Source organism: Paenibacillus doosanensis, assembly GCF_025060755.1.
Taxonomy (GTDB): domain Bacteria; phylum Bacillota; class Bacilli; order Paenibacillales; family NBRC-103111; genus Paenibacillus_S; species Paenibacillus_S doosanensis.
The window spans coordinates 1-13,992 of sequence record NZ_JANYUY010000019.1 but is presented as its reverse complement, the minus strand read 5'-3'; the positions used below and the strand labels follow the sequence as shown (position 1 = coordinate 13,992).

Sequence of the window (13,992 nt, the reverse complement as noted above, 5' to 3'; positions counted from 1 at the left end):
TGTAAAGGATTTATTCTTCGCCGCAACGCCGGCCCTTCCCTCGGTGCCGGTTTTCGCGTGGGCTCTTAATCGAATCATGAACTGGTTTAAAATAGCGATAAATGGAAAAGTTATTTAATACCGATAATCCATCAGCGCGAGGTATTTATGACCTATTTCCATTGGTTTATGAAACGAGGCTCTGAGATCCATGAAGACAATGAAATGAACAACCGTCAAAAAGAACCGGTCCCTGTAGAGGACGAGACGTATCCCATTGAAAAACGGATGGCTTGGCTTCGTCAGCAATTGACCGACAATTCGGATGTAGCTTTTCACAGCTTTATTGCAGGTCCGGCGGTGGCATGTGCCATTGTTTATTTGCGCGGTATGATTGATCTAGCGACTTTACAGGAGGATGTTCTTAAGATTGTTCTTCGTATGGATGCGCCGAATGCCGATGAATTCCGCAGACAGCTGTTCGACCGCAAGCAATTGTCCGTTTCGGACTATCGATTCCTGCTCACGCTTTCGGAAGGAATATCGTCTATTCTGGATAGCAAAGCCATTCTTATGATAGACGGCGAACAGAGAATCATTGAGCTTCCTCTAACTAAGCATTCCAAACGTGCCATTGAAGAACCACCCAATGAATCCGGTATAAGAGGTCCACGCGAAGCTTTTATTGAAGATGCGGATATTAACCTGACCTTAATTCGCAAACGCCTGAAAACGCCAAAATTTAAGACGGAGACGCTGCGGATTGGAGCATTAACCCAGACAAAGGTTTTGGTTGGTTACATTGACGGCATTTGTAAGAAAGACTTGCTGGATGAAGTGAAATTTCGGTTGTCCAAAATTGACGTCGATAGCGTTCTTGGAAGCAGCACTGTCGAAGAATATTTGGACGACACTCCCTTTTCACCCTTTCCGCAGCTGCAATATACCGAGCGGCCAGATATTACGGCTGCCGCGCTTCTTGAGGGGCGCGTGGCGATTATTGTCGACGGGACGCCGATAGTGATTATCGCTCCGGTTACGTTAATGATGCTGCTGCAATCCTCTGAAGATTATTACCAGCGCTTTATTGCTTCAACCTGGATTCGCTGGATCCGATACTTCTTTTTGTTCGTTTCGCTGCTGCTGCCGTCTACTTATATCGCAATTACGACCTTTCATCCGGAGATTATTCCTTCGAAGCTGCTTGTCACCGTGATGTCTTCCAGAGAAATTGTCCCGTTTCCTGCCTTAATCGAAGCTTTTATTATGGAAATTTCTTTTGAGGCCTTGCGGGAAGCGGCCATTCGTATCCCCAAATCAATCGGACAAGCGGTATCGATTATTGGAGCGCTTATTATTGGCACTGCAGCTGTACAAGCAGGTATCGTGTCAGCGGCAATGGTCATCATAGTATCTTTAACAGGCATTGCTTCATTCATTAGTCCGCATTACGATCTGGGCCTGGCTTTTCGTTTATTGCGCTTTCCTATCATGATACTAGCCGGCTTCTTTGGTTTGTTCGGAATCGCCTGCGGCATGTTATTTCTTTACATTCACCTTATCAATCTGCGTTCCTTCGGAATGCCTTATTTATCCCCGATCACCCCTTTGATTCCCAGCGATCTGAAGGATACTTTAGTTCGAGCGCCTTGGTGGCTTATGAAAAAACGTCCGATCCAGGCCGCGCCGAATAAAACGAGACAAGGAAAGGTGACTCGAAAGTGGTCGTATTCGGAGGAGGATAGCAATGATTAAGTCCAAATTTCCCGCTTACGCTGCTTTGTGGCCTTTGCTAACCCTATTCCCTTTATTGCTGTTAACCGGCTGCTGGAATTCAATCGAAATTAACGACCGGGCCTTTGTTCGAATGATGCTGCTGGATAAATCCGAGTCTGGAATTGAAGTTACTCTTGGCTTCCCCCTGCCTAATCGCCTCATTCCAGGACAAACCGGCGGTTCCGGCGGACAAACCGGCAAACCCTATACCTTTGTTACGAAAACAGGGCGTGACATCGGGGAAGCCTATCGTTTCATTCAATCGGACCTTTCAAGAACAATTACATTTGGACAGACGAGTATCATTGTTATTGGGAACGCATTGGCTGAAGAAGGGATTTTGCCCGTATTAGAATTTATCGCCCGTGAGCCGCGGTTTCATATCAATGCCAGCATGTTCGTTACCGAGGGCAAGGTGAAGCAAATGACCGCAGTTCCTAATGTATTCGAACGATTTCCCGTAGATATCCTGGTTGCTTATGTGAGACAGCATATCACTGTCCGAGCGACCGTTAAGGATGCCCTCATGGCTGCCTATTCAGGTGGAGATTTATTCATACCAATGCTTGACTTTGAACTAAAAACCATGACCAGTGAAAACAATAAAACTCAGCAATGGATGGGTACCGATGGAGCTGCTATTTTCAAACTTGGAAAGATGGTTGGAACATTAAATACGAATGAAATGCGCGGCGCAATGTGGGTACAGGAGACGGTGAGGGATTCAGAAATTACGGTTCCTTCCACCATAGACGGGAAGGATGTTAGCTTCATCGTAAAAAATAATCAAACATCGATAAGACCGGTTTTATCCGGTGATCAAATCGCCATAAATATCCAAAGCAGGGCCAACGCCGATCTCATCTCGTCCGAATCGGATATCAACTTTCAGGATGCGAAGCAGCGGGCCATTCTTGAACATGATCTCGAGGCTTTTGTTCAGGATCGCATGTCCAAGGCTATCAGAAAATCACAAGAAGCAGGCTCCGACGCATTCCAATTCGGCCAATATATCGACTGGAATTATCCAAACAAATGGATTGCCCTCGAACGGCAATGGCGTTACCTCTATGCCAAGAGAGTCAAGTTTAACATACAAGCACGTATAATCATAAAGCATTTGGGTACGGAAAAGCATCCTCTCCGAATACGAACCATCAAGGACACGGGGGCCTGATCATGATACTAATCGGGATCGCTTTTGGATGCATTATTGGCTATGAATGGCTTTATCTGAAACGAAAACAACGAAAGCAGCGAACTTACTTTATCGTGCTGGGGACGGCGCTATTCCTCTTTTTAGGAACGGAAACGCTATATATATTCAAAAATGAATTTACAATGGCTCAACTCCTTCAAAGCATCTTCATGTCCATTGAAAACTATATCGTTGGGGGTGGTACGGAATCATGACGAACTATTTGGGACGAGTATCCCAATTACAGGTATACATGCTCTTTTCGCAATATCTATTTACAACCATACTCGGTTTCTTATTGGGTACATTAATCGAGAAAGCGGGCTTTGCCGCATGGCTATCTTTACTTGCGGGCGCTCTTGGAGGTATTGCATTTACCTATTTTTCGTTTCGCTTAGGTTTAAAGCGCCCGACCCAGTTTTTTGGTCATTACGGGCATACAATTATCGGAAGGTGGATTCATTATCCGCTCGCTGCCCTAATGATATTCTCTTTCTTGTTCTCAGCATCATTTGTAATGAGGGAACTGCTGGATTTCGTCAGCGACGTTTATTTACCGGATACCCCGAATTGGGCTGTGGCCTCTGTTTTCGGCCTTTGCGTGGCTTATGCTGTACGGTCGGGGGTAGAAACTATTTTTCGTGCTGCGCAAGGCATCTTTTTCTTTAGTGTTGTTGGCGTTCTGTTTGTCCCTCTCTTCGTCGGCAATACGATGAATCCTGACATGTGGATCGCATTGACGAATCATTTTAAACCAAAAGGTATATGGAGCGGCATGTACATTGTCATGGCACTGTACGGCCAAATGAATTTTCTTCTGTTCCTCTTTCCCTACTTTGCCGAGAAGCACAAAACGATGAAGTCGATGATTTGGGCCGTGATAACATCTTTATTCATTATTTTGGCTAATTTGATACCGACATTATTGATTTTTGGAACCGAATTATCAGCCAATATGTTCTTTCCGGAGCTCGAATTAATCAGTTACGTACGAATTGGTTCGTTTCTAGAAAATTTGGACCCGATCCTCATATCCGTATGGCTGTCAAGCCTATTTATCAAAATTAGCTTATTCTTATTCGTGTCTGTCATCGCACTTACCCATACATTTGCGTTAGAGGATCATAAACCGTTCTCGTTCTCTATGACTGCGACAATGATCGCATTATGCTTGCTCATGGCGCGATCCGCTCCGGAGCTAACGGAATTGCTTAAACATGGAGAAATGACTTTTCTCATTTTAACCGAATGTATACCCATTATTTATTTCCTGGTAGATGCTGTCCGCTTTAGGCGGTTGGGGATAAATGAGAAAAAGTAGACTGCTTGTGACAAGTGTCACATTATATAAAAAAAGCCGCAATATATGCGACCACGAAAAGGAAAATGTTTAACTAGCTATGCAAGCCTCCCTCTAGCCGGGGGCGGGGAAGGTAGCGACCGACAGGGATTTGGACGAGGCTGGTTCGCCCTTGCACAGACATCTTGTAGAGCTCGTCGCACGATCCGGCCTGAAAGCCAAGAAGCGGTCGCCCGCCCATGCCGAGAGCGGACGCTGCTAGCAGCAGGCGCTGCAGGAGCATGCCAGCTTCCATCTGCTGGATGCGGTATCCTCTATACCCCAATTGGGGAATCAAGTGATCGTCATCACCGGCTATGTGCAGACAGATAGGTACTTGAAACAAATTGACGTTATGAAGGGTCATCCCCTCTTGCAGCCGGAGCCGATGATCACCGGGAAGCTCGCGTCGGAGCGCATGGGCAGCTGCGTCATAGCGATAAGCGCCGTCCGGTATGCCTTCGACGTTATAGAAACATCCATATAACGCAACACGAAGCGCAGGCGACTCCCCTACGCCGTCCAAATCGTTGCGATACGTGAAGGAAGCCGTAGCCTCCTGCAATAGGGCGGCTAGCTGCTGGCCCGTGATACGGCTCAAGACGAATTCGCTTTCAGGCGAATGCCGCACACGGCTGGTCGCCGCCAGATCGATGCTCAGCCGCTTCACGGGCGGTAAATACACAGTCTGAAGTCCGCTTTCCTCTCGATTGGCGGGCTCGAACCGGTGAAACGGCAACAATGTATTGAGCGCCGAAGCTTCGTTCATCTGAGTCAGCCCCGGAACCTCCTTCACGGATTTCGATCGCACGTAATAATCATGCTGAATAGCCGGAAGCTCGCGGCACAGCTCATCCGCTGCGACTTGCTTCTGTGTACCGTCAGCACCGTCGAGCCAAGCGATGACGCGCTGCACCGAAAGAGGTATGATCGCATAAACGTTCTCTTCTGGGCCGGATAGCCCAAGCAGATGGCCCACGGCTCGGTCCAGAAACCGGAAATGTACTCTTGATGCATAACCGAACCGTTTCGCAGCTTCCAGCAGCTGCCCGAGCAGCACGCCTGAATCAAGGCCTTGCAGACGATAGGAAAAGGTATTGTATTTAAAAGCATTTTTCCAAACCATCGCCGATACAAAGACAACGCCGAAGCATGAGGATAGATCACAGCGGTTGCCGAGTGCCCGGGCTAAGTACGAATCGTAATCTCCCTCGCGCAGCATCACCAGCCGGTGATGCGCTGCATCGTAATGATAAAGTCCGGGAGTGCCGGATTCCGTGCGAAGATATACGTACAATTCGTTCGGGTACAGCCCTCCGCCGGAAGGGACGAATCTGCGGTACGTCCGTATCGGAACCGCAAGAGAATCGCTTACTTGCGTCAGCCCGTAGACGTACCAAAGAAAATGGCCGATGTCTTTCAGACTCGGTCGGGCATGCATTTCCGCCGCCTCCAGCGCCATCGGGATATCCGAGGACAGCGGAAGTGTCGGCAGGCCGCGATACAGCTTATAGGCAAGCGGCGCATCGTCCCAATCGACCTCCCAGCCGGGCAGCCCGCCCCCGTTGCCGTCGGCATGAAGCTGGCGAATAAACGATTCCAGACTCATTCTGCTTCCTCCAATCGCCCAATAAAGATACCGCACACATCGATCCAGCCCATTTATGGGAACGGATGCGGATGAGCATTGAGCTCTTCCGGACGTAAAGGACGCTTCGTGTACCCGAGCTCGGCCGGCACTCGAAGCGCCCTTTCCAGTCCCGTCAACCGGGTAAAATGGTAGCCGAAGGTCATTGGAAGCATGCCGGGCATCAGCACTTTCACGCAGTGCAGCCCGTTACGCCTCAATTCCGGTGTCGACTGGTCAACCACGATCACGTCCAAATGCAGCCGAAGGAACTTGCCGATCATCGCCTTCAGATCATCGGTCAAATCCGGGTGCTTCGGAGTAGGCCCAAATTGTTGAGAGAACGCCCGCATCGGCCGGTTTTCCTCCAGCAGAAAGTGCAGCCGCGGCTCCGCCTCCGGCAAGCTATACAGCATGGAATGGTCCTCCATGCCCCGAACCAGCGAAGGATCGTGGAGCATCCGCACATAGTCCTCCCGATTCGCCTCGAATTTGTGGTCAAGTGTTAGCATCATCCCCGAAAGCTCGTGAACCGCCCCTTTCGCTGCTTTTACCGGATCAGGATGCGCTCCGGCCGCACAAATAAGATTCACTCCAGTAGGCTTTCTGTTTTTCGCTACTGCCCAAATGCTGGGAATGCCATTTTCCATCGTCGCGTTAAACAAGAGCACATCAAATCCGGCAACGGCCCGCAGCCGGTCCACCATAAGCTTCAGTTCGCGGTCTCCGGCAGATTGTGGATCTAAGCGGGGAAGCGGTAGCTGCGCGTACCAGGTCAGCAGGAACGAATCGCGCTCCACCACCTCCAGCATTCCGTACATGATCGCTTCCTCCAAGCTCCCGCCCAAAGCGCAGCCGTTGGATGTCTCGTACACGAAGCCGTGCCGGCAGGGAGAGCTGTAATATGCAAGCCACTGCAGCACCAATATCGGGCGTCCATGCCCAAACGAGTACCCCCAGACCCAGTCGGTCTCGGCATCAGGATCGAATGGCCGGAAAGGAAATCCGGGCAGCTCATACTGCTCCTTCGCATACAGCCCGACTGTCACAGGATCGAGCGCTTCCCCCGCCAGTTGCCGGTAGCTGCCGCGAACAACCGGTCGCTTGCCGCGCGGTGCCATGCCGCAATAACGCTCCAAGCCCTCCAGAATAGCAGATAGTTCACTATCCGCATAGCTATTTGTTCGACCCGCCGTCACCTCGTCCTGCTCCAGCATCGGAAGATTCACAGTCGCATCGGCCAAGGGTGAAACCAGATCCAGCATTTTTCCGTTCAGAAATCCGATCTTGTAATCGAGATAGTCCCTGGCCAGAAAAGCTTTCAGCTCTTGGAGCGACCGAGTGCGGTATATATTTTCTCCGGCTTTTGGGGACGGCTTGAGCGATATCCGGGCCGCATCCCGCGAATCTGCGGGCAGACGTCCACATATAGGACACAACGGGTCCGGCAGGAAGAAATGGCTTGAGCAATTCAACGTCTTGAGGTTAACCAAAACCACGCGCTCTTCCGTATGGGAGCGGATGCGCCGCAGTACGTTTCGCGCTTCTGCTGTAAGCAGATGCGCCATCTGCAGCAGTCCCGTGCGCGATGCCCATGTGTCGGACAGGATTCCCCCGGTCTCCGTGAAACGCTGCTGCAGGCCCCACATTTCCCGGCGGTCGCGCCCCGCTATAAGCAACCGGGTATCGGCGCACACGGAGCATCCGGACTGGCCTGGCCTTACAAGCGGCCCGATGATACCTTCACCGAAGGAGACGAATCCGCGAAGCCATGGAATACCGGCAGCCTGCAGCTTCTCCTCCGCCTCACGGTGAACGGCCGGATGCCAGGCATCGTTCAGCACCAGGGCAAACTCTGCATCTTTCGGCAACTCCTGCCTAATAGTGGTCAAATGAACGATTCGGCTCTTGGAGCTCAGCTCCCGACACACCAGCTCCGCTAGCACCCCTTCTCCGACAACGGCTACAACCGCGCTCATCCCGCTTCCCCCTCTCCCAGCAGCACGCCGAAGACAGCAGCTGGACCTTCATGCAAGAACGGCTCTGCCGCCAAATCGATGACGAAAACTTCCCGGCCGCTTTTTTTCAGCTTCTGCAGCGCATTCCTGACTCCATCCAGCTTCGACTTGGGCTCCTCGGCCGGGACGGGCAGCTCCAGCGGGGCGCCCGAATCAAGCAGTACGCTCTTCACCTCTAAAGCCTGCGGTGCGCGGTATACAGAGCCGTTTTGTGCCCTCATCAGCGACGCCTGCAGCGCCCTGCGCAGCGCTGTTGTCACGCTCAGGCCGGTGGCTGCGAACCATCCATCCTCCGTGCCTGCCCATACAACGGGAAACCCGAACACTTCCTCTCCAAGCCCAATTATGGGTGTACCCCGCATTGTGGTCAGCGCATGTAAATAAAACCGGCATGGCTCATCGTCAATCTGGTCGAGCCGAACCCGAACGACAGACGGTTTCCGGTCCGTCAGTCGCGCCTCCAAGTGCTTCGTCAAACAAGCCTGCAGTCCGCGAGCCATACCTTCTGCGGCCGTCTCCCCGATACCGACGCCAATAAACTGCTCGGTGTTCACGAGAGCCCCCGCAAGCCTCGACACATACGCCTCAAGCCCGGCCAGCCCCGCTTCACGCCTAGCCTCCCCGTGTGTCAGTCCCGAACATACGATGTCCGGAAGCAGACCGGCTGGCCCTTCCGATAGCGGATCGGCTGCCTGAACACGGCACTGTGACAAGGGCAGCTGGCCAAGCTCCCCTTCCTCCCAGCTATGGAAAATTCCCGTTCGGTCCGATGTCAACTTGCTGAAGTACGGAAACAGCCCGTTCACGGCGCCTCCCGCCGGTCTTTCCTCGAGCCTTACATCCACATCATCTACCCAGTTCACTGCAGCATCGACTTTTCCGTCAACAAGCGGATGCGGCAGTACTGGGTGCGAGCTTCCTTCCAATGTCTCCAAATCAAGCAGATACAGGGAGTTTCTAAGCTCCGGTTCGGCGGCGCCCGACACCGTCTTGAACAATTCGAAAACAATCGCATTCGAAAGCAGCGCCCCCGCAGTTGATGAAAAGGCAAACCGCTCCGGATCATCCTTGAACACTTCGGACTCGTGGATACGCCGCCATGCCGATTCCCAACAGACCGCACTCTCCGGCTGTACGATTGGGCCTGCAATGCCAGCCTGGTGTAGTCGCACGGCGGGAAGTAATGTTTTGCGTTCGGCTTGGCATGCCTTATGTAGAAGCCGCAGTTCTTCGCTATCGCCCTGCTCAGACACATAGAGAACCGTTTGGAACGTCCGCACGGCTTCCCTCCAACCGTCAGCACCCTTGTTCGGCAGTACAACTTCCTCGATCTCCACCTCGGGGTCCGTCAAGCGAGCGTGCTCCGCCAAAGCCGTAAGCCGGCGCCGATCCGTCGGCAGCGAATCGGTAATCAGTATACGGAACCTGGGCAGGCCCGACTCAAGCAACGACGACACAAGTGCGGAAAAGATCTGACCTGAGCCGACCGCGAGTACCTTGGCCTGCCGGTAACACTGAAACCGGTAAGCGCCGGAATCGCCAAAGCTGTTGAGAAAAGCGATTTGCCCTGCATATCTGCGAACCGTTTGCTCCGGGAGAACGTGCGGGCGATCCTGGCTCACATCGCGCGCAAAGCCTTTTTCCCTCAGCACTTCCGCGATTTCGTACACCCGCTCCCGGTATGAGCCGGATAGACCGTCCGTCAATTCCGCCAGCGTGTGCTCTCCGTTGAACATAGGAATAAGTTTTTCCAACCAGCGGTCAATCATCTCACCTTTCATTTGGAACGTGCCGACGTTGTTTCGGAAATAGACGCCTTCATGTACAATCGGCAAATAAAATGAATCCGCCTTTACCTGAAGACGAGCAGTCGGGGTCAACTTTGACATCTCAGCCCTCCTAGCTGGAAATGCTATTCTCCAATACGCGATCTTCGTTCTACATCTTATGTACTTCTATTTGTCCCTCATGTCAGTCATCTCTTTAAGGGATAAAAAATCTCCCCCGCACAAACCGTGCAGAGGAGATCGATTTGCTGCAATTCGGAAGAGAAGCCGAAAAGCGTCAGCGGCAGCGATGGCAAAAGCCCCCGCAGCGGTTGCAGCGGAAGCCGCCGCAGAAGCCGCCGCAAAACCCGCCACAAAATCCGGCGCAAAACGTACCGCAAAATCCCGTACAAAACCCTGCACAAAATCCGACGCAAAGACGCGAAGGGTCCACCGGCACCTGGCCGTTCGGAAACTGGCCGGCAAAATACTGAGCCTGCTGATCCCACGGCGTCATTTCGGTTGCTTGGAACTGCGAAACATTCAACTGCTGAAGCTCATTTTGAAAATTGGTCATGTGATAAACCTCCAATAACTTTTTTCGTATCGACATGATTCCAATTTATGGTCGGAGCTCCGCATTTGTTCTTGAGTCGAAAGACTCATTTATTAGGCGTTTGTACATCGCGATATGACCTCATCAGTGGTTTAAGTCGACCGAAAGCAGAAATACACGATTTCATATAATCGAATGTGCTGCTCTTTTTCCCTGAACTAGCTCGGTTATGGCAAATACCTATGTGGTGTTCCGAGGAGTAAAGACTGCCTTTTAACGCAACAAAGCTGCCGTTCAACACGGCAGGCTTGTTGCGATGTCAATTTTTCCGGGAGCCAGTCCGCTTTGGTATACGACTTGCGGTTATCGAGCGGCGTGCCGTACCGGTTCAAAGTCATTTAATCGGGTTAAGCGTGGCGGTTCTCAGAATAATCCGGTCCTCGGTCCAATGCTCCCGGTACCAGCTGCAGCTTTCAAAGGTATCTCCGATTTCGTTCATCTTCTTCTCGAGCATCGTCCTGAAGCCGCTTATGACCGGCTCGAAGTCCGGGCACTCCGCCAAATTGTTCATTTGGAACGGGTCCGCTATATTATCGAACAGCAGCTCCTTCTTATCCGCCCGATATACGGCATAGGTGAACCGCTTGCTTCGGAGCGCCCTCCATTCATGTCCGTCCGACCAGTTGGCCGTCGCCCCGGTCCCTTGCAGGAAAGCCGCTTCCGGCTCCTCGCCCTTTTCCCCGAACGCGAACGGGCTTAAATCCATGCCTTCGACTTCGGCCGGTACGGGCAGCTCCAGCATCGAAAGCAGCGTCGGCATAATGTCGCAGGTGTTCAGGCAGACATCCGACTCACCGCCCTGCGGAATATGCCCCGGCCAGCGAAGCAGGAATGGAATGCGAACGGCTTCCTCGTAAAAAATATTTTTCCCTTTTCTGCCGTGGGCTCCGAAAAGCTCCCCATGATCCGAGGTAAAGATGAATATCGTGTTATCCCTAAGCCCAAGCTCGTCAACCGCCTGCATCAGTCTGCCCACATTCCAATCCAAATTGGCCGTCATCGCATAATACACCTTAAGCCAGTCGGTAATCCTCTCTCTTTCCTCAGGACGGAGCTTGGCCCAATTGTCCGCATACGGATCGTTGTGTTCCAGGTAATTCGGCGGCAGGGAAAACTCCACATCTTTGAACTTCTCGTAATATTCCGGCGGAACGTTGCTAATATCCCACGGATCATGCGGCGTGCCGAGCGATAAAAACATAGCGAACGGCTTTTGCGCGGCGGCCTTCTCCTTGAGCTGTTCGATCGCCATGCTGGTCTGACCGTCCGGCTCGTAGCCTTCCATCGGAATCTTGGCTTCCGTGTCCGTGTGATAGTACATGTTATAGTATTCGTGATGGAAATTGTAAGCCGCCCAGAAACCGTCGAAGCCGAGCCGATGCTCTCCCGGAGGTATAAAAGAATTTCTCGGTTCGTAATGATGGCCGAGCTCATTGGCCCATAAATGCCATTTACCGATGTATGCGGTATCATAATCATGTTCGTGAAGCACATGAGCGATACTGCGATGGTTCGGATTCATGCGGATTTCGTTGATGACCATGCCCGTGCTCGTCGTATATTTGCCGGTAAACAGCGTTGCCCGATACGGGGCGCAAACCGGATGGCCGGAAATGGCGTTCGAAAAACTCAGGCTTTCCGTTGCGAGTCTGTCGATGTTGGGCGTTATCGCTTTACTGTCGCCGGCAAAACCGCAGGAAGACAAGCGCAGCTGATCGGCGAATACATAAACCAAATTGGGTTTCAAATCCATCACTCCTTGTTGGCGGAATACATACGGAGTATGCAAACTCGTATTACCCCTATCATAATTGGACTCCATACGGCTTGTTAATATCGAAAAAGGAATTGTTGGTGTGCAATAAGGACATTTCATTCGAAACATGCCCGCCGATATGCTATAGTTGACATATACCTTCGCCGGAAAAAGGGGATTCTATGAAGCACGGAGATTTGTACTTTAACCCGCTGGACATCGAAGTTCCGATGCATATTCCGATGTTCGGCATTAATTACTGCCATTCCGATTACCGGAACATTCGTAAAAATTCGGAAATTACGGTGGTCGCCTATGTGCTGAACGGCCAAGGCTCGATTCAAGTGGATTCGCTATGCTACTCCCCGAAGCAAGGGGATGTATTTATTTTGCCTAAGGGAAGCTACCACGAAGTGAGCGCCGACCCGAACCAGCAGCAGTACTGGACCTACTTATGGTACAACTTGCGCGGCAACAGCTTGCGGCTGCTTGAAACCTTCCGGCTGCAGTCGACCATTCTTGTGCCGGACGTCCCTTTGGAGCCTTTATTTCGCAAAAGCTTTGAGCTGATGCAAAACGAAAAGCCGGACAATGAGCAGCTGCATATTCAACTGCTGATGAATTGTACGGAGATTATGGCCCATCTGGCGAATATTTTGGAAAAAAGAAAGTCGATCTTGCCTTTCCGCATTCAACAGATGAAGCAGTATTTAGATCGGCAAGATCTCGAGTCGTTCCACTCCAGCCGGATGAGCCGGCATTTTGCCATGTCCTTCAAACAAATGAACCGCTTGTTTAAACAAGAAATCGGAACGACCGTATACGATTATATCATGATCAAAAAAATAAACACCGCTAAATTGCTTCTGATGGACACCGATCTATCTGTCAGTGAAATCGCTTACCGGATCGGTTATTCCGAACCGCATTATTTCTCCAATTTGTTCAAGAAAAAAACGGGCTTCAGCCCCACCGATTACCGGAAAAGTATGACGACCGAGTAAATGGCTGCGGTAAAGCCCGCTATCCTTTGAGCGGGTCATTGTAAAAATTGGGCAATGCATACCTCTGTTTGATAATGAACGGTTACTTCTCCGCCCTCTTGATATTTCAAAAATAGATTGCGAAGCTCTTGAACGAATTCGTCGTAATGCATATCCAATTTTGACGGCGTATACGATAAGGATAACGCGTTGCCAATAATGCCTTCTTGATTGAACCGCTGCCAGTTATCATAATATTGTATCGAATACCCTTGTCCGAAAAAGTTTAGCTTTTCTTTATCAGGATCAATGTTGGCATTCCCGGCTGTATGTTTCACTGTGTACTTGCCAAGAGTTTTCACGTATTCTTTTGCGAATTCGCTGTTTTTTTGCATCATGTTCCATAAAAGAATAACGTAGCCGTCTTTTTTGAGAATCCGTTTGAATTCTGCTTTGGATAATACCTTATCAAACCAGTGAAACGCCGAAGCGATCGTAATTACATCGATACTGTGCTCAGCTAATGGAGTCCGTTCAGCAGTTGCATGGATATATTCAATATTCTTGTGGGCCGAGCAATACTGCCTGCACTCATTAAGCATCTGTACATCGGGTTCTACGGCTATAATTTTGCAATCCAATTTGCACAGCAAGTTAGTTAGCAATCCCGTCCCCGCGCCAATATCTGCAATTACAGAATCTTGTCCAATTCCAAGCTCCTGGATTTTGCTTAAAATCTCCTCCGGATAAGTCGGTCTACCTGCCGCATACGCTTTCGCCTTGTTCTCAAATTCATTCATAACCATTCCTCCTCGTATAGTATTTCTAGAACCAAGTTTTAAGCCGATTTCCAGTTCCCATGGGAACTGGCCGCAAACTTTTCGATTTCCAGTAAATCGCACCTTGAAAATTGCAAAAGGGACTGGACTTTCCC

The 13,992-nt window shown here is 50.8% G+C and carries 11 protein-coding genes; 5 read left to right on the top strand and 6 right to left on the bottom strand.

From position 1 onward, the window contains the following. Window positions 1–147: 147 nt before the first annotated feature. Genes N0M98_RS15035 through N0M98_RS15020 form a run of 4 tightly spaced genes read left to right on the top strand, consistent with a single transcriptional unit; the run spans window position 148 to window position 4,274 of the window. A complete protein-coding gene (locus tag N0M98_RS15035) occupies window positions 148–1,734 on the top strand; it encodes a spore germination protein (protein ID WP_259618406.1) in 1,587 nt (528 codons plus the stop codon). Then, a complete protein-coding gene (locus N0M98_RS15030) occupies window positions 1,727–2,932 on the top strand; it encodes a Ger(x)C family spore germination protein (RefSeq protein WP_249863297.1) in 1,206 nt (401 codons plus the stop codon). The genes N0M98_RS15035 and N0M98_RS15030 overlap by 8 nt, the downstream gene beginning before the upstream one ends. Before the next feature lie 2 nt (window positions 2,933–2,934). Beyond that, window positions 2,935–3,168, top strand: coding sequence for a hypothetical protein (locus tag N0M98_RS15025; RefSeq protein WP_259618405.1), 234 nt, complete (start codon window positions 2,935–2,937; stop codon window positions 3,166–3,168). Continuing rightward, the gene (locus N0M98_RS15020) at window positions 3,165–4,274 is read left to right on the top strand and encodes a GerAB/ArcD/ProY family transporter (RefSeq protein ID WP_259618404.1); all 1,110 of its coding nucleotides are present in this window, start codon (window positions 3,165–3,167) and stop codon (window positions 4,272–4,274) included. Before N0M98_RS15025 ends, N0M98_RS15020 begins: the two co-directional genes overlap by 4 nt. 73 nt (window positions 4,275–4,347) lie before the next feature. Here the strand turns inward: N0M98_RS15020 and N0M98_RS15015 are convergent, their stop codons facing one another. The 5 genes from N0M98_RS15015 to N0M98_RS14995 all read right to left on the bottom strand — a co-directional run bounded on the left by N0M98_RS15015 (window position 4,348) and on the right by N0M98_RS14995 (window position 12,066). Beyond that, entirely contained in the window at window positions 4,348–5,901 is a 1,554-nt protein-coding gene (locus N0M98_RS15015) for a SagB family peptide dehydrogenase (protein WP_259618403.1), read from the bottom strand. 53 nt (window positions 5,902–5,954) lie between these two features. Beyond that, window positions 5,955–7,898: a TOMM precursor leader peptide-binding protein gene (locus tag N0M98_RS15010; protein ID WP_259618402.1), complete on the bottom strand. Its 1,944-nt coding sequence runs from the start codon at window positions 7,896–7,898 to the stop codon at window positions 5,955–5,957. Then, window positions 7,895–9,826 carry a putative thiazole-containing bacteriocin maturation protein gene (locus N0M98_RS15005; RefSeq protein WP_259618401.1) on the bottom strand — a complete coding sequence of 644 codons (1,932 nt, stop codon included), beginning with the start codon at window positions 9,824–9,826 and terminating at the stop codon, window positions 7,895–7,897. The genes N0M98_RS15010 and N0M98_RS15005 overlap by 4 nt, the downstream gene beginning before the upstream one ends. A gap of 175 nt (window positions 9,827–10,001) precedes the next feature. Next, the gene (locus N0M98_RS15000; protein ID WP_249863303.1) at window positions 10,002–10,280 is read right to left on the bottom strand and encodes a heterocycloanthracin/sonorensin family bacteriocin; all 279 of its coding nucleotides are present in this window, start codon (window positions 10,278–10,280) and stop codon (window positions 10,002–10,004) included. A gap of 373 nt (window positions 10,281–10,653) precedes the next feature. Beyond that, entirely contained in the window at window positions 10,654–12,066 is a 1,413-nt protein-coding gene (locus N0M98_RS14995; protein WP_259618400.1) for a sulfatase family protein, read from the bottom strand. Window positions 12,067–12,257: 191 nt separating this feature from the next. Here N0M98_RS14995 and N0M98_RS14990 point away from each other — a divergent pair, with 191 nt between their 5' ends. Beyond that, on the top strand, window positions 12,258–13,079 hold the full coding sequence (locus tag N0M98_RS14990) for an AraC family transcriptional regulator (protein ID WP_259618399.1): 822 nt from the start codon (window positions 12,258–12,260) through the stop codon (window positions 13,077–13,079). Window positions 13,080–13,114: 35 nt separating this feature from the next. On the opposite strand, the gene N0M98_RS14985 is transcribed toward N0M98_RS14990, so the two are convergent. Beyond that, window positions 13,115–13,992: class I SAM-dependent methyltransferase (locus N0M98_RS14985; RefSeq protein ID WP_259618398.1), on the bottom strand; the 878-nt coding region annotated here is incomplete at its 5' end.